The 16912-nt window shown below is 46.7% G+C and carries 13 protein-coding genes; 12 read left to right on the top strand and 1 reads right to left on the bottom strand.

Translation table 11 applies throughout. The features are described from left to right. Window positions 1–342 precede the first annotated feature (342 nt). On the top strand, window positions 343–2811 hold the full coding sequence (locus tag CF651_RS28000) for a DUF7507 domain-containing protein (RefSeq protein WP_094018155.1): 2469 nt from the start codon (window positions 343–345) through the stop codon (window positions 2809–2811). A 174-nt stretch (window positions 2812–2985) separates the two neighbouring features. Then, window positions 2986–4971, top strand: coding sequence for a LamG-like jellyroll fold domain-containing protein (locus CF651_RS27995; RefSeq protein ID WP_094018154.1), 1986 nt, complete (start codon window positions 2986–2988; stop codon window positions 4969–4971). On the opposite strand, the gene CF651_RS27990 is transcribed toward CF651_RS27995, so the two are convergent. Then, a complete protein-coding gene (locus CF651_RS27990) occupies window positions 4972–6789 on the bottom strand; it encodes a glycosyltransferase family protein (RefSeq protein ID WP_094018153.1) in 1818 nt (605 codons plus the stop codon). A 109-nt stretch (window positions 6790–6898) separates the two neighbouring features. Here CF651_RS27990 and CF651_RS27985 point away from each other — a divergent pair, with 109 nt between their 5' ends. The 10 genes from CF651_RS27985 to CF651_RS27940 are packed head-to-tail and all read left to right on the top strand — an operon-like array spanning window position 6899 to window position 16805. Next, complete coding sequence (locus CF651_RS27985; RefSeq protein ID WP_094018182.1) at window positions 6899–7909, top strand: NAD-dependent 4,6-dehydratase LegB; 1011 nt, start codon at window positions 6899–6901, stop codon at window positions 7907–7909. After that, the gene (locus CF651_RS27980; RefSeq protein WP_094018152.1) at window positions 7906–9090 is read left to right on the top strand and encodes a LegC family aminotransferase; all 1185 of its coding nucleotides are present in this window, start codon (window positions 7906–7908) and stop codon (window positions 9088–9090) included. The genes CF651_RS27985 and CF651_RS27980 overlap by 4 nt, the downstream gene beginning before the upstream one ends. A 20-nt stretch (window positions 9091–9110) precedes the next feature. Beyond that, window positions 9111–10283: a UDP-N-acetylglucosamine 2-epimerase gene (gene neuC / locus CF651_RS27975; RefSeq protein WP_342746623.1), complete on the top strand. Its 1173-nt coding sequence runs from the start codon at window positions 9111–9113 to the stop codon at window positions 10281–10283. Then, window positions 10280–11365, top strand: a complete 1086-nt coding sequence (neuB, locus tag CF651_RS27970; protein ID WP_094018150.1) for an N-acetylneuraminate synthase — start codon at window positions 10280–10282, stop codon at window positions 11363–11365. The genes neuC and neuB overlap by 4 nt, the downstream gene beginning before the upstream one ends. Window positions 11366–11390: 25 nt before the next feature. Then, on the top strand, window positions 11391–12695 hold the full coding sequence (locus CF651_RS27965; protein ID WP_094018149.1) for an aminotransferase class III-fold pyridoxal phosphate-dependent enzyme: 1305 nt from the start codon (window positions 11391–11393) through the stop codon (window positions 12693–12695). A 16-nt stretch (window positions 12696–12711) separates the two neighbouring features. Further along, the gene (locus CF651_RS27960) at window positions 12712–13791 is read left to right on the top strand and encodes a nucleotidyltransferase family protein (protein WP_179233024.1); all 1080 of its coding nucleotides are present in this window, start codon (window positions 12712–12714) and stop codon (window positions 13789–13791) included. Window positions 13792–13807: 16 nt separating this feature from the next. Next, complete coding sequence (locus CF651_RS27955) at window positions 13808–14542, top strand: acylneuraminate cytidylyltransferase family protein (protein WP_094018147.1); 735 nt, start codon at window positions 13808–13810, stop codon at window positions 14540–14542. Further along, a complete protein-coding gene (locus tag CF651_RS27950) occupies window positions 14539–15285 on the top strand; it encodes a class I SAM-dependent methyltransferase (protein WP_094018146.1) in 747 nt (248 codons plus the stop codon). The genes CF651_RS27955 and CF651_RS27950 overlap by 4 nt, the downstream gene beginning before the upstream one ends. A gap of 22 nt (window positions 15286–15307) precedes the next feature. Further along, the gene (locus CF651_RS27945; protein ID WP_094018145.1) at window positions 15308–16117 is read left to right on the top strand and encodes an SDR family oxidoreductase; all 810 of its coding nucleotides are present in this window, start codon (window positions 15308–15310) and stop codon (window positions 16115–16117) included. A 22-nt stretch (window positions 16118–16139) separates the two neighbouring features. Beyond that, window positions 16140–16805, top strand: coding sequence for an acetyltransferase (locus tag CF651_RS27940; protein WP_179233023.1), 666 nt, complete (start codon window positions 16140–16142; stop codon window positions 16803–16805). The last annotated feature ends 107 nt before the right edge of the window (window positions 16806–16912 follow it).

The raw sequence follows: 16912 nt of genomic DNA, 5'->3' as shown, positions 1-16912 counted from the left end.
ATAAAAAATTCCTTTCCCAAAAAGAACCTCAGCTTAAGGAGGCCACTGAAACTGGCGGAGTGGACGGAATCGCTCTGTAGAAGCGTAAGCGTTCGCCTTTGCAGCGATCGGAAGAATGATCCGTCCATGCAGCGTTAGCTTTTTCAGTGGCCTCAACTTAGGTGGAGGCTCTTTTTTGTACCACAAATAAATAGGTAATGAAATAATGTGTTCACGTTTTTTATAGTCAATTGCATATGATGCATGGGTACAAATTTACGGTATGTACGGGCAGGTAGTTTGTCTCATGAACACAACGCGTATACAAAAGTAAAAGAATACAGCGAGAAAAGGAGAGAACCTATGCCGTTTGTGCTTCGTTATAGTGACAATGATACTGGAGCTATTACATTTACAGGCAATACTCTCGGGCTCAGCCGGTCAAGTACACCGGGACAGCCCGGCACACGAGACATCATCGGGGCCTTCGTGACTACCAATACCTCGTTGCAATACGGCTATTATCCACCGGGAACGACACCTGACTTCAATTTGGATAGTGCCAGTGCGTTCCTTCGGCTGCCGAGAGGGAGTAAAGTCAAATATGCGGAGCTCGTATGGGCAGGAACGTATGCCGTTACCGGCGGAGAAAACAACTACCTTGCTTTTATCGACAAATCGGTCTTTCTGACGACGCCGGCAGGGATAACGTTCAGCATAGCGCCGGACCCGGCGACCGCGCAGGTGTCTTACCGCAATGCCACGTATAATTATCTTCGTTCAGCCAATGTGACTTCAATCATTCAGGCTGGCGGAGCCGGCGAATACACGGTTGGCGGTGTCGTTGGCAATATCGATTACGGTACAAGTACTGGCAATAGCTGCGGGTGGACGCTGTGCGTCGTTTATGAAAATCCAAGCCTGCCCTTCCGCAATCTGAGTCTAGACGTAGGTATTGTCGAGATTGCTGCAGGGGGCGCCCCGCAAGTCACGACAACCATCACCGGCTTCGCTACCCCTACCTCGGGTGCAATCAGCGGAAGAATGGCGCTCTGCGCACAGGATGGGGATGTGAACAAGACGGGCGATCAAGTTTTGTTCGGCCCAACGGAAGACACGCTTACCGTACTGCAGGGACCGAACAATTTCGCCGACAACTTTTTTGCATCACAAATCAATGATGATAGCGGAAACCTGGATACGTCCGGGACATTCGGTGACCGCAATGCGATAAATGGGGACCCCGGCACTCAAACCATCGGAGGCCGGCAAGGGTGGGATATTACAAATGTCGATATTTCCGGGACACTGACCAATAACCAGACATCGGCTGTCTTCGAAATTCGTACATCAGGGGACGGGTACAGCGTCCTTGCCGTCGGCATTTACATCGATATTAATTCTCCGCGGATCACGGTGGATAAAAGCGTTGATGCGGCACAGGCTGTTTTGGGGCAGGTGCTGACCTATACCGTTGTCATTGAGAATACAGGCACGGTTCCTGCGGATACGACGCTGATGTTCGATAATCTACCGAACGATACGCAGTTTATTCCCGGCACCGTCACGATCAACGAGATAAGTGATCCGAACGCCGATCCGGTTGAAGGTATTCCTCTCGGTACGATACCGCCTGACGGTGCGGTGACGGTAACCTATCAGGTAAGGGTCGTATCCCTGCCGCCCGATGGCGTGATTGTGAATCAAGCATTGGTTACCTTCGAGTACCAGAGCATTACGGACGGACCGATCTTCACAGGCGATATCCCATCCAACGAGGTGGTGACACCGTTGCTTCTGGCGGACGTCCGATTGGAGAAAACTGTATCGCCGACTGCTGCCGTACCGGGCCAGGAGGTCGTATACCGGTTTCAAATTACAAATACCGGAGAAGTAGATTTAACGAATGTCCGGCTGACGGATCCGCTGCTTGGACTGGACCGAACGATACCAAGCTTGCCTGTAGGGCAAAGCGTCGTGATCACACAAGCCTTCGTCGTCCCGCCGGAAACGCTGGCAGGGATAATAAACAACACAGCCACTGTGACGTCGCAGCAGACGGACCCGGTCCAAGATCATGCGCAGGTCACCGTGCTTCCGGTATATGAGTTAGCGATTCGGAAATCCGCCGACAAGACGGAGATCACCGCCGGTGAAACGGTTCAGTATACGATTACCGTCACCAATACAGGCAACGCAACATTAACCTCCTTGCATATCACTGACCCGCTGCTCGGTGTTGACCGCACTTTTCCTTCCCTGGCTCCGGGTCAATCGATAGTGATTGACGCCGCATACGTTGCTGCCGATGATGCCAAGTTCGGAACGATCATCACCAACACAGCCATCGCAACATCGGCTGAGACCGGGCCGAAGCAAGCGCAGGCCGTTGTATCGGTCACCGGCAAGCCGCCTGTAGACATCATAAAATCCGTGTTTCCTCATATCAGCGAGCCCGGCGCTACGTTGACCTTTACTCTTATCATAACCAATACGACCGGAATGTCCCTTACTTCCCGTTACGGTGCGACCGTGCTGCACAAACTGGTTCTATTCGATAACCTTCCCGAAGGCATGCGTCTGGTTGCGAACAGCGTAGTGGTGAATGGGAATATACGGAGACGTGCAAACCTGGAAACCGGAGTCCATCTCGGAACGCTTGATCCGGGGGAGACGATAAAAGTAACGTTCCATGCGCGGCAGCTTGTCGTTCCTCCGAATGAGAAAGGTGAAAATCAGGCTTACGTCACCTTCGAGCCCGAACAATCGGATACAACTTACCAAGTTGATTCCAACACCGTTGTTTTCGATGTGGTAGAAAACGAAGAATAGTGAACTCCGGCCTCCCTGAAGACAAAAGCGTGCCTGGCGCCTTTTCTTCTTTAGGGGGGGGCAACTGCTACAGTTTGTTCTGTTTCGTGGTGGATTTTACTTGCGAATAAAACGGGGGAGGAGGAATATCCATATAAAAAGATGGAGCAATTCAATATGATGATGGGGTGACTTATGTTAGGTGGGGGGTACCTTTACTTTTCCGGTCAGGACAATGTTGTCGTAAAACCTCTATTTCTTCATGTTATAAATCATTTTACATATGAGTTTTGGGTAAAACCCGGAACAACACAGAGCCTTCCAGTAGAAAGCACTACAGGAATATCTAGAAGCGAAGAGCTAAGATTTGTTATTGCACCCGGATTTGGAGAAACGGAAAATCAAGCAGGGTTAGGAGTTTCCATTGGAACAAACGGGATATCCATACACGAACATACGGATCATTACTTGCCTGCCACACTCGTTTTTCCTGCACATATTTACGATTGGACTCATGTTGCGATTGTCTATTCAAATAATACCCCGTACCTTTACCTAAATGGCGTATTGAGAAAAGTCGGGCTCAAGAGCCCTAAATCAATGGTTTATGCCAGCGGGGTTTTCGGTTCGTTGAAGCCTTACGGCTCCTTTATAGGAAGTGTTGATGATATTCGAATTTGGAGCACAGTACGAACAAGGGAGCAAATATTATCGACCATGTATGTAGATTTAACGGGTAAAGAATCCGGATTAATCGGATGCTGGACGTTCGATGAGCACACTCCCTCCGTTGCCCTGGACCGGACGGATAACCAGCATCATGGACAGATAAATGGGGCGGAGCTCCAGTTTTTTTTCCCCGCCGCTGGCAATACATGGACAGAAAAGTATCCACGTTTTATTACGGATCATCTGGACTATCTTCAAAGGTACTGCACGAATGATACGAACCGTCATTTCATGAAAAAGCTAATCACCAATACGAGAAACAAAGGCTACATAGACGATGTATTAATGCTCTTCAATGTATATCGTAAGGATTACCATTTATTCTTTTACCCTGTCGCTGAAGAATTGGTTCGCCGTGGATATTCCGTTACCATATTAATTCCTCAGGAAGGATTATTAGATGAATATGAAGGCTCATTACCTCCACAAGTAAAATTTGTTACCCTTGAAGAGGTTGTATCGAATTTCCCTGTTTTTCCGGTAGCCCAACAATATTTTGAAGATCATTTGAAGCAAGCTTTAATTCAATGGTTTCATGATGAGAATATGCCAGCCGAACTGCAGCATTCGTTATTAGAGTATTACTTGCGTTACTCCAATGAAAAAATGATGATGCTAGCGTTGCTGCATCTGGTGAAACCGAAATGCGTTTACGGACTTCATTTCATTTCCAATCCTGGATGTCTGGACGCCATTCAGGTTATAAATGAGCACAATAAAGTTGTGAAAATCCTTATGCAGCATGGCTTTTTATTCGGTGATGCAGTGGACGTACACGATTTTAAAGGAGCTGATATTGTCATTCTGTGGGGGGAATACCATAGAACAATCCTTGACAACAAATCAGATAAAAAAAACACTGTCGTGCTTGGAAATCCAAAATTGGAAAGGGTAAAAGAAATAGCTTCAGGGCAGCAGCATAACAGCTCTACTGCCACCCAAATGAACAAAATCTTGTATATTTCCTCGGATTCGCCTCGATTGAGCACAAAAAGCCAAGAAAACTTGGAGTTGTTTATCGAATCAACGCACATCCTGGATGGGTTAGACATTGTCTATAAAATTCACCCTGTAGAGGCAAAAGAGGACTACAATGAGTATTTTCAAAATGGAAGCATTGCTCCTCATCAGCTATCTGATCGTAACGTTTACGAGCTTATCCAAGGGTCCGATATCATCGTAGGCGACAATTCCACCGCAGTATTTGAGGCCGCGACAATGGGGAAGCCTGTTATTCAGATCCATCTTCAGCATCAGGACCCGGCACATATTTTGTTCACCCGCGCTGCCTCTATCCAAGAACTGAGAAACACGATTCAAAGGCTGCAAATGGACCCAAGCTATGTGAATCAAATTTTGTTCGAACAGCAGCAATGGTCCGTACAAATGTTCAGTCAGCTCGATGGCACTGCTCAACGGGTTGCGGAATTTATCATAAATACAATCAAGTGATTAATACCGATTTATGGCATTCAGGATACTTCGAGCTCTCGCGTGCCATGTATGCTCGGGAACTTTTTTCAGCGCATGATCTGCAATCCATTGTAATTGGTCAGGCTGCGACAGCAATTGCCCGATGGTTTGAGACACATTATCCTGCTTATACTCCATGAACAGAATAGTATCATTGTGCTTGAAGTGTTCGGTTAGAAACTTGTTCCTATCGGTGAGACTAACCGCACCCGCTTGCATGGCTGTAAAAATTCGTTCATGAGCGCCGTATATCAGATTGGCTAGAACATTGAGTACGATTTTTGAATCATACATCATCGTTTGCAAAGCTTTCAAATCGACTGGAGGATAATATTGAATTTTCCCTGTGGTCGGCAGGTTGTAGGTCTGGTTTGTGATGACCCGGATCGGAAGGGAAGATAAAGAGGTCAGAATTTCATTTCTTCTTCTTCCTCGGATATATAAATCAACATGCTTGAGGAGCTCCATTAATCTAAAGTCGTTCGCATATGAAATAGGAATCCCCTCGCGCAACAAAACCTGTTCTGCAATATCGGGTAACGAGAGCTCATACTGATACAGGGCTTTCTCAGCAATTTCCTCCATTAGTACTGCGTACTGCTTATCGTACAGCCAACACATTCTATGTTCATCGGGATTCAGGTTGCTTCCTGCGAATAATATATCGATCCTGCGTTCTTTTATTTTTTTTATTTCACGGACCGGGACCGGGTTCATTGCAGCCTGTGGGGCAAACAATTTTTTGAAAGAACCGCTAACATATTTATCAAGAAAATTCAGGTGCTCCCGGTCCACGCAGGAGACAATCAGCTGAGGGATATTTCTATGAAATTGAAAGCGATGCAGGTGAAACATCGGATGGTCTACAAAATAACTAAGGAACGGAGCAGGTAAACGATTCATGTATATGCGCTCGCTTAATTGATCTATTCCATGCCCGTTCATGCCAATAAGAAGTTTAAGATCAGGCTGCAGCAGCAATTGCTCCAGTTGGTCTGCTCCTCTAGGATGAATGAGATCAATGATTTCGACCTGATAGTTAAGCTGCATAAATACTTTAGCAAGATCGAAACCGAAATGCCTGGTAGCGTCATATTGACTAACCTCAATAATGATTCCGATCTTACCATTTGAAAATATGCGATCTGTTCTCCAGCTTGCTCCATAAACAAAAGCCGGCGTCCTGTTGGCTGTACAGTCCATTTCAACTCCATTTCCATCCTCAAATTTCCAATACCCTGCCAATCCCGACTCGTTTCCACTCATGGGCTGGTTCATAGATAATCTGATTTGATCTGCGGTTCTAGGGTAATTCCATAATTTAATTTCATCCAGGCATCCGACAAAATATCCATAAGGATCAAGACCGCCAAATGTGCCGGAAGCAAATACGGCCGCTTTAGGACTAGTCAAGCCTGCTTTTTTGAACTCTCCATTGATATATAGAAACGGTTGTCTCTGTGAATAGACAATGGCTACATGTGTCCAGCCAACGATCCGTCCGGGGTAAACTAAAGTGGCAGGAAAATAACCCGTCGAATGTTCGTACACCGAGATCCCGTTCGTTCCGACTGAAATCCCCGTGCCTGCTTGGTAAGGAGAACCGCCAACCCCAGGTCCAACTGCAAATCGCTTGCCCCGAACGCCTGAGGTCCCCGTAATCCCTTCGGAATCTATTTCATGTTGTTCTTCCGCTTTGACCCAAAATTCATAAGTAAAATTGTTACACATGGATGGAAATATACTTTTCGATATAATCAGATCTTGCCCGGAGAAGTAGTAATGCCCATTATCCAAGACACCAACACCTCCACAAATAATGTCATGTATTGCTTCACAGAGACACTTCGCAGATCAATTATTCATAATATGAAATGACACCAACGGTGGAGAGGGCGGAATGACTATGAACATAAGCTCGGAAAACATATTGGTAACCGGTGCAGACGGATTTATTGGCTCCCATCTAACGGAAGCATTAATACGAAGCGGTCATAAGGTCAAAGCATTCGTTCAGTACAATTCCTTTCACTCCTGGGGATGGCTGGATGATGCACCGTATGACATACGGGATGAAGTTGAGGTCATTGCGGGGGATATTCGGGATGATCAGTTCGTTAAGGACGGTATGAAAGGCTGCGATGCGGTGTTTCATCTTGCCGCGCTAATTTCCATACCATATTCTTATCGTTCACCGGAATCGTATATCGACACGAATGTCAAAGGTACCTTTAACATATTACAAGCGGCTCGTGAACATCAAATCAAACGATTGATCCATACTTCGACAAGCGAGGTATACGGAACAGCCCAATTCGTTCCGATTCATGAGGGACATCCTTTACATCCGCAATCCCCCTATGCGGCCTCCAAAGCAGGAGCAGATCTTATGGCATTATCTTATTACCATACCTTTCAAGTACCCGTATCTATCGTAAGGCCTTTCAATACTTATGGTCCGAGGCAGTCTGCACGTGCCGTTATCCCTGCCATTATCACGCAAATCGCATCGGGAAAAGGGGAGATTCAGCTAGGCGATTTGCTTCCTACCCGTGATTTTTCTTATGTCAGCGATACCGTTAGCGGATTCATGACAGTAAGCCGGTCCGAGAAAACGATCGGTGAAGTAATCAATATAGGCAGCAATTATGAAGTGTCCATTGGGGATACAGCCCGGCTGATTGCCGAACTGATGAATGCCGATGTGACAATAGTACAGGATCCCGCAAGAACCCGACCAGCTGCCAGTGAGGTTCAACGTCTATGGGCTGATAACGCAAAAGCAAAACAATTATGCGGCTGGACGCCTGCCTATGGGGAAATGGACGGTTTGCAAAGAGGATTAGCGGAAACCATTGCTTGGTTCAGTAATCCAGACAACTTGCAAAGATATAAGCAAGGCTTGTACCAAGTATGAGTCAACAGCTTGATAGCTCCAAAATCATAGCGGCGATGCAATCGGTTTTGCCTAAAAACGAATTGTTAATTCCACTACACGAGCCTGTATTTGGAGGTAACGAGTGGGCTTATGTCAAGGACTGTCTCGATACGGGATGGGTCTCGTCCAAGGGCCGGTACGTGGAATGGTTTGAAAATCAAATGACTGCCTTCACAGGGGCCAAGTATGCGGTTGCCGTTGTCAATGGAACAGCGGCATTGCATATATCGTTAATCGTATCCGGTGTAGCGGCTAATGACGAGGTTCTTCTCCCGACTCTAACATTCGTTGCAACCGCCAATGCCGTAAGGTACTGTGGAGCCGTTCCCCATTTCATTGACAGCGAGGAACAAACGCTAGGCTTGGACACGGCAAAGCTTGAGGATTATCTGGGTCGTGTTGCCAGGCTAGAAGCCGATGACTGTATCAATAAGTATACTGGACGACGTATCAAGGCACTGATTGCCATGCATACGTTTGGCCATCCTGTAGATCTGGACCCGCTTCTAGAACTGTGCAAGAGGTACAAGCTGGAACTCGTAGAGGATGCTGCCGAAGCATTAGGCTCCTTCTATAAATCCCGTCATGTTGGGAACTTTGGGCGCATGTCTGCCATCAGCTTTAACGGCAATAAAATTATGACCACGGGCGGTGGCGGAGTCATCTTAACCAATGAAGCACCGTTGGCGCAAATGGCCAAACATTTGACGACGACGGCCAAACTGCCGCATCCTTGGGAGTACAATCATGATTACGTTGGTTACAATTATCGGATGCCCAATCTTAATGCAGCTGTTGGCTGCGCGCAGCTGGAGCAGCTCCCGGGATTTTTACAAGCAAAAAGGGCACTTGCAGACCGTTATAAGCAATCCTTTTCACAAATAAACGGGGTCACATTTCTTTCGGAGCCCGGCTATGCCCAAAGCAATTACTGGCTCAACGCCCTGGTTCTCGATAAGCCGGATCGGGCTGTAAGGGATCTGTTATTGAAAATTACGAATGACATTGGGTTCATGACCAGACCCTGCTGGACACTTTTGCATAGACTGCCAATATATCACGATTGCCCTGCCATGGATTTATCCATGGCCGAGAAACTGGAGGATCGCATCATGAACCTGCCAAGCAGTGCGAACCTGTATGTAAAGGAGCATGACTAACTAAATCAACGAATGGAGGGATCTGCATTCGTCGTAAAATTTGCATCATTACCGGTTCCAGAGCCGAATACGGTCTGCTCCATGGTTTGATGCGCGAAATTGCCAAGGATCCGGACTTGTCATTAGTAACGGCAGTAACCGGTGCCCACTTATCCCCTGAATATGGAGAAACATACACCTGCATCGAAAAGGATGGCTTCGAAATCCATGCAAAAATTCCATTGGATTTATCAGATAACACGCCAGTCGGGATGGCGAAAGCAGTAGGACAGGGAGTGAGCGGGTTTGCTGAATCCTTGTCCCAATTATCACCTGATCTTGTTGTTGTGCTGGGTGACCGTTATGAAATATTGGCGGCGGCCCAAGCGGCGCTGCTCCTCAACGTTCCGATTGCCCATATCCATGGCGGAGAAATTACCGAAGGGGCGATCGATAACAGTATACGGCACGCGATAACAAAGATGGCTCACTTACATTTCGTTGCAGCGGAGCCCTATCGGAAAAGAGTGATCCAAATGGGCGAGGATCCCCGAACGGTATTTGATGTCGGTTCACCCGGATTGGATTTCATCGATAAGGTTAAGCTGATTAGCCTGCAAGAGCTGGAAGAGCATTTGGGCTTTCCGTTCAAGGAAATTAACTTTCTGGTTACCTTACATCCGGAAACGATGCACCCCGAAGAAAATGAGCGAATGACCATAGAGCTCCTGGCTGCATTGGATCATTTCCCCGAAGCATCCATTATCATCACAATGCCTAACGCCGATACGGGGAGCGAAACGATCCGCAGACTTTTGGAACAGTACGCTTTACAGCATGCAGAGCGCGTACGAGCCATTGAATCCTTAGGCCATCTTTATATAAACACGATGTTGTACTCTGCTGCGGTCATCGGTAATTCATCCAGCGGAATTATTGAAGCGCCTGCTCTAAAGAAGCCGACCATCAATATCGGAGATCGCCAAAAAGGGAGGCTGCGGGCCCATTCCGTGTTGGATGTCCAGGCGAGAACACCGGATATCGTTGCTGCCATTCAGACCGCACTCTCGGATACGTTTTGCGAATCTATCTCCAAGGTGATACCTCCTTATCGAAGTGCAAATTCGTCCTTTCTGATAAAAGAAATTTTAAAGCAGACGGATGCAAAATCTCTCCTTATCAAATCGTTTTATGATGTGGAGCTGAACCTATGAGCAAAACCTATATTATCGCTGAAGCAGGGGTGAATCATAACGGTTCCCTAGATTTAGCAATCGCACTGATCGATGCTGCCATGGAAGCCGGGGCTGACGCAGTTAAATTCCAAACATTCAAAGCAGATAAGATTGTAACAGCAACGACAGCGAAAGCACGTTATCAGAAGTCCAATACCGGATTGAACGAATCACAGCTTACTATGCTGAAGGCTTTGCAATTAAATGAAGAAGCACACGACCGCATCGTAGAATATTGCCGGGTAAAGAGCATTGATTTTATATCCACACCATTTGATACGGACAGTGTCAAGCTGCTTACAGCTAAATACAAGGTCAAGCGTATCAAAATTGCATCCGGCGAAATTACTAATGCGCCGCTATTGTTAGAAGCAGCAAGAACCCAAAAGCCCATCATCCTGTCGACCGGCATGTGCTTATTGGGTGAGATTGAGGCTGCTTTAGGGGTAGTAGCTTATGGATACCTCAATTCAGAACTTACAAATACTTCCCCTTCCCTTGAAGCTTTCCAGCAAGCTTATATCTCCGGGGAAGGTCAGCGGCTCTTGAAAGAACGTGTGACACTTTTGCATTGTACAACCGAGTATCCTGCGCCTTTTAAGGATATCAACCTGCGAATGATGGATACTTTATCCTCGGCGTTTCAGCTTCCCGTCGGCTACTCCGACCATTCCGAAGGCATCGCTATTTCCATTGCTGCTGCAGCCAGAGGAGCTAGTATGATTGAAAAACACTTCACTCTGGATCGTTCCCTGCCAGGCCCGGATCACAAATCTTCTTTGGAGCCCATCGAGTTAAAAGAAATGGTTCGTATGATTCGACAAGTAGAGGCATCCCTTGGCTCTTATGTAAAAATGCCTGCCCCGTCAGAACGAACCAATATGGATGCCGTTCGTAAAAGCATCGTTGCTGCAACGTCCATTCCCAAGGGCGAAAAATTTACAGAGCACAATATGACCGTCAAACGTCCGGGTACGGGAATTTCACCTATGTATTATTATGATCTGATGAATCAAAGGGCAAGGATCGATTATGAAACGGATGATACGATTCAACAATGAAGCCGATGCGGAGTGACGGACTACCATGGGTACACAGCTATGGAAAAAAGCAAAACGACTGATTCCTGGGGGAAATCAGCTTCTTTCCAAAAGAAGCGAACGATTTTTGCCTGAGCTCTGGCCAGCCTACTATGAGAAGGCGAAAGGCTGTGAGGTATGGGATATCGAGGGCAGGCACTTTTATGATTTTGCACAAATGGGTGTAGGTGCTTGTGTCCTTGGATATGCGGATGAGGAAGTCAATCATGCTGTAATTCAAGCGATAAACAAAGGTTCTATGTGTACATTGAACTGCTATGAAGAAGTTGAGCTTGCGGAAAAGCTGATTGCGCTGCATCCTTGGTCCGACCAAGTTCGATTCGCCCGTTCGGGAGGAGAAGCATGCGCCATCGCAGTAAGGCTTGGCCGTGCTGTAACCGGCAAGAGCAAGGTCGCCTTTTGCGGATACCACGGCTGGCATGATTGGTACTTGTCGGCTAATCTCGGTGATTCAAATCATCTTGACGATATGCTGCTTCCCGGATTAAAGCCTCTGGGTGTTCCGAGGGAAATGAAAAATACAGCGTTCCCATTTTATTACAACCAGTTGGCGCAACTGGAAAAGCTGGTGGAAGAGCATGGGGATGATCTCGGCGTCATTATTATGGAGCCTCGTAGGGAAACAGATCCGGAGCCTGGTTTTCTGCAAGGAGTTCGAGCCATCGCGGATAAAATAGGTGCGGTTCTGATTTTTGACGAGATCACCTCCGGATTTCGGATGAACCTCGGCGGTATCCATTTAACGATGGGCGTTAATCCTGACATTGCCATTTACGGGAAAGCGCTAGGGAACGGTTTTGCAATTTCCGCGGTCATCGGGAGAAAAGAAGTCATGGAGTCCGCGCAAGATAGCTTTATCAGTTCCACATTCTGGACGGAACGGATTGGGTATGCCGCTGCGCTCGCTGTTTTGAACAAGATGGAGAAACATGATGTGCCTGCACATTTGGTACGTATCGGTGAGCAGGTTGCCGACATTTGGCGTACAGCTTCACGCAACCATCAAGTCCCGATTCATATATCCGGAATCGCCCCACTGCTGCATATTTCGTTCCAGACAGACCCTTCCCGTATTATAAAAACACTGTATACACAGGAGATGCTTGAGAAAGGCTTCTTAGCCAGTAACTCGGTTTACGCGTCCTATGCTTATACTGACGACATTCTACAGTTGTATCGGGACCGTATCGATGAAGTATTTGCATACCTGAAAGCTGCTATCGAAACAGGAAATGCTTCACAGCTGCTTAAAGCGGAGCCTGCACATGACGGGTTTCAAAGACTGACATGAAATGGAGAATGGGCGGATGACAAACCTGAACCATCATCCAGAGGAGCTTCAGAGGTTTACGATCACTTTGCTGGCTACTGTGAAGGATGCAGTAGAAGCGATTGATAAAACAGGCGCAGAGATTGTACTGGTGTGCAGCGGGAGCAAGCTGAACGGTGTTGTGACCGACAGTGACGTACGCAGAGGGATCCTCCGTGGAATCAAGATGGATGATTCCGTGAAGGAGATCTTAAACGTCAACTTTCACTTTGCGTCGGAGCAGGACCCACGTGAGTCTGTCATCCATCGCATGATCCAGGAGAATATACGTCAAATGCCTGTCCTGAATCCAATGGGTGAGGTGATCGATCTCATTCTTCTGAAGCAGGTGATGCAGCAGGCACAGAAAGTGCACACCACCCCCGTTCTGATTATGGCTGGAGGTCTAGGAACGCGTTTACGTCCACTTACGGCACAAACGCCCAAACCGATGATGAGCATCGGAGGTAAGCCTATCATGGAAATTCTTATTGAGCATCTTAAACAGGAAGGCTTTCGAGATATTTATGTAGCTGTTAATTATCGGAAAGAGACGATAAAGACATTTTTTGAACATGGTGAAGCTTATGGGGTGAACCTTCATTACATCGAAGAACCGGAACGTTTAGGGACTGCGGGCGCCATTCGTTTAGCCATAGAACAATTAACGAAGCCATTCTTAGTGATTAATGGGGATATTTTAACGAAAGCAAATTTTTCACAATTCTTAAAATTCCATCGCAAGGTGCAAGCCGCGCTTACTATCGCATCGGTTCCGTACGATATCTCAATCCCTTATGGGGTGATCGAGGTGAATCAGCATAGGGTTACGGGCCTTACGGAGAAACCGCGAATCCAGACACTGATTAATGCAGGAATATACTGTGTGGAGCCGCAGCTTATTTCATTTATACCTGAGAATCAGTACTTCGATATGACCCATTTGATCGGGAGGCTATTGGAGCAAAAGGTACCCGTATCGAGCTATCCGCTTCACGAATATTGGTTAGATATCGGAAAACACCTCGACTATAAGAAAGCGAACAACGATTACAAAACTTTATTTAATACTCCATGATAGGTGGGGGCAGGCATTGATTAACGGTAAAAAAGTGATTGTTATTGTTCCGGCACGCGGTGGTTCTAAGGGTTTGCCCGGTAAAAATATGCTGCCTCTTTGCGGAAAGCCGCTCGTGGCTTGGCCAATTGCAGCTGCCACATCCTGCAAGCTTGTAGATAAAGTCATTGTGTCTACCGACGATAAAGAAATCGCTGCATGTGCAGCCGAGCACGGTGCCGAAATTCCTTTTTTACGCCCAACGGTATTGGCTACCGACGAAGCATCCAGTAACGATGTTGTGCTGCATGCCCTTCGTTTTCTGGAAGCGAGAGGGGAAGCTTTCGATATCATCGTCCTTCTTGAGCCTACCTCACCATTGACAGAGGCACGGGATCTTGAAAGTGCGCTTGAAATGTTGGAATCGCACAGCGCGTTGGCGGATGCCATCGTTAGTGTGAGCAGGATGGAGGCATTTCATCCGGATTATACAATGCGAATTACAGAAGTGGGGTTACTTAGAGCCTATGATAATGCTTCAAAAAAACCGAGTCGGCGTCAGGAGATCGAGCCTCTTTATTTCCTGGACGGCTCGCTTTATATTTCGAGCGTCACCGCTTTTTATCAATATCAAACATTTTATCATCAACGAACTATGCCTTTCGTTACCCCTAAATGGAAATCGCTAGAGATTGATGATTTTATCGACTTTATTTGTGTTGAGGCCATACTTAAGCACAAAGAAAAACTTCAGAATGAGGTGCGCAATTGAAGAATCAAGAACAGGATCAATATATTGCTGCTCTGAAAAAAGACGGTGAATTCGTCATCGAAAAATTCAATTCGTTTATAGGCAATAAATCGGAGCAGCAAAAGTTTCTGGAACAGATTTTGGACGAAGGGCAAGTCCATTTTGAACATGCTGCTGATATCGCCTGCGGGAGTGGCGCTCTTTCGTATTGGCTGAGTCTGAAATATCCGAATTCATCTTATACTTTGGTTGATTTAAACGATGATTTGATTGAGGAAGCAAGAAAGGTCAACACAGGCGACCGATTTCATTTTCACGTTCAGAACGTTTACGACCTTTCTCTGCTTCAAGATAATGACTATGATCTGACATGCTGCTGGCAAACCCTGTTGTGTTTGGAAAACCCGCAGAAAGCGTTGGATGAGTTGATCCGCATAACGAGAAAAGGCGGGAGAATTTATATCAGCTCGTTATTCGATCCAGTCAATGAAGTAGATATTTATGCAAAGATGGTGGATTGGACTCGCGTATCGGCCCAAGACGGCCACTATACTCCCTATAATACATTTAGTATGAAAACTATCCATCGTTGGCTGGACGGCAAAGTGGAAACGATCAAGCTGCATCCGTTTCAAATACAAATCGATTTGCCCGATGTGTATAAAGGGCTCGGCACGTATACCGTTCGTTTGGAAAATGGTGATCGTCTGCAGTTTTCCGCCGGCTTACATCTGAACTGGGGTATTCTAGAGCTGGTCAAGTAAATCAAGAAAGGGCGATTGCTCCATGGGAAGCGGTCACAATCTCAGCAATAAAATCGCTGTCGTAACTGGGGGGACAGGGCTGCTCGGGAAGCTATACTGCCGTACCTTAGCGCAAGCTGGAGCACGAGTGATTGTTGCAGATCTGTGTCCCGAGCAATGTCAAGCATTGGCTTCAGAGATTAATCAGCAGCTGAACTCCTCCTTGGCAATAGGTATGGCCGTTGACTTGTCGGATGAAACGTCCATCTGTTCTTGGGCCAAGCAGATCAAGGAGCAATATAATGGGGTGGATATTATAGTCAACAATGCGGCTTGTAAATCCCCTCATTTCTTTGCACCTCTGGAATCATTTCCGCTGGATGACTGGAATCAGGTTATGAGTGTCAATGTCACAGCCATGTTCCTCGTCATACGGGAGCTGGGCCCTTCCATGGTTGCCAAAGGAAAAGGAGCTATAGTCAATATTAGTTCGATTTATGGGTTAGTCGGCCCCGATCAGCGAATTTATGAAGGCTCCTGGCACGATGAGCTCCAGTGTAGTATTAATACTCCGCTCGTGTATTCCGTTACAAAGGGTGCTGTCATTTCGTTAACACGTTATTTAGCTACTTATTGGGGTCCTAAGGGGGTACGGGTGAATACACTGACGCCTGGTGGAGTATTTTCCGGGCAAAATGATTTGTTTCATGAGAAGTATAGCTTCAGAGTTCCACTAGGGAGAATGGCGCAAGCTGACGAGATGAGCTCCGCATTGTTATTCCTTGTCTCGGATGCCTCTTCTTATGTCAACGGTCACAATTTAGTTGTAGATGGAGGCTGGACCGCGTGGTAGAAAGCATGGGATGGATTGCAAAATGATGCCTATTGTGATTGTTGGAAGCGGTGGACAAGGGCGCGAAACAGCGCAGCTGATTAAAGATATTAACCGGGATCATCATAAATGGGACATATTGGGATATATCGATGAGCGATTGGAACAGCAGGGACGGGTCCTACGGGGAGTCCGCGTATTGGGTGGAATGAATAGTGTACAAGAATATGTTGAGATGGAGAGCTGCTGCTTCATATGTGCCATTGGGCAGCCGGAGATAAGAAGAAGAGTGGTAGAGGAGCTTAACACAAAATACCCGCAAATTCGGTATGCCACTCTGATTCATCCCACCGCGGTGGTTGCTGACGACCAAATTATTGGCGAGGGAACCGTTCTATGTGCGCATACCGTCATTACGACAGATGTGCATATTGGGAATCATGTACTTATCAATTATGGATCAACCATCGGACATGACACTGTAATTGAAGATTACGTATCGATTCTTCCTGGGTGTCACTTGTCCGGTAGTACACACGTAAGTGAGTGCGTGAGTCTCGGAACTGGCACGGTAGTGATACAAAATGTTTCCATCGGCCGAAATACCATTGTAGGTGCGGGAGCTGTCGTTGTTAAATCATTACCTGACCATTGTACGGCCTATGGCACCCCGGCGAAGCCGATGAAAGCTCGTGATCCGTCTGAGTAGTGAACTCGGTTATTCAGTGTTCCCAATATCTTCACAAGATATGAACGGTAATAGCCCGAACGGGTGATAGGAATCGTTGGTATTTTGCGTAAAATAAATATTGAAAA

Source organism: Paenibacillus rigui, assembly GCF_002234615.1.
Lineage (GTDB): Bacteria > Bacillota > Bacilli > Paenibacillales > NBRC-103111 > Paenibacillus_S > Paenibacillus_S rigui.
This window is presented reverse-complemented; position numbering and strand designations above follow the sequence as displayed.

Excerpts from the sequence above, each read along its gene's own strand:
- CF651_RS27965 (WP_094018149.1), top strand. The coding sequence starts at position 11,391 with ATGGGTACACAGCTATGGAAAAAAGCAAAACGACTGATTCCTGGGGGA.
- CF651_RS28000 (WP_094018155.1), top strand. The coding sequence starts at position 343 with ATGCCGTTTGTGCTTCGTTATAGTGACAATGATACTGGAGCTATTACA.
- CF651_RS27985 (WP_094018182.1), top strand. The coding sequence starts at position 6,899 with ATGAACATAAGCTCGGAAAACATATTGGTAACCGGTGCAGACGGATTT.
- CF651_RS27980 (WP_094018152.1), top strand. The coding sequence starts at position 7,906 with ATGAGTCAACAGCTTGATAGCTCCAAAATCATAGCGGCGATGCAATCG.
- neuB (WP_094018150.1), top strand. The coding sequence starts at position 10,280 with ATGAGCAAAACCTATATTATCGCTGAAGCAGGGGTGAATCATAACGGT.
- CF651_RS27995 (WP_094018154.1), top strand. The coding sequence starts at position 2,986 with ATGTTAGGTGGGGGGTACCTTTACTTTTCCGGTCAGGACAATGTTGTC.
- CF651_RS27945 (WP_094018145.1), top strand. The coding sequence starts at position 15,308 with ATGGGAAGCGGTCACAATCTCAGCAATAAAATCGCTGTCGTAACTGGG.
- CF651_RS27940 (WP_179233023.1), top strand. The coding sequence starts at position 16,140 with ATGATGCCTATTGTGATTGTTGGAAGCGGTGGACAAGGGCGCGAAACA.
- CF651_RS27960 (WP_179233024.1), top strand. The coding sequence starts at position 12,712 with ATGACAAACCTGAACCATCATCCAGAGGAGCTTCAGAGGTTTACGATC.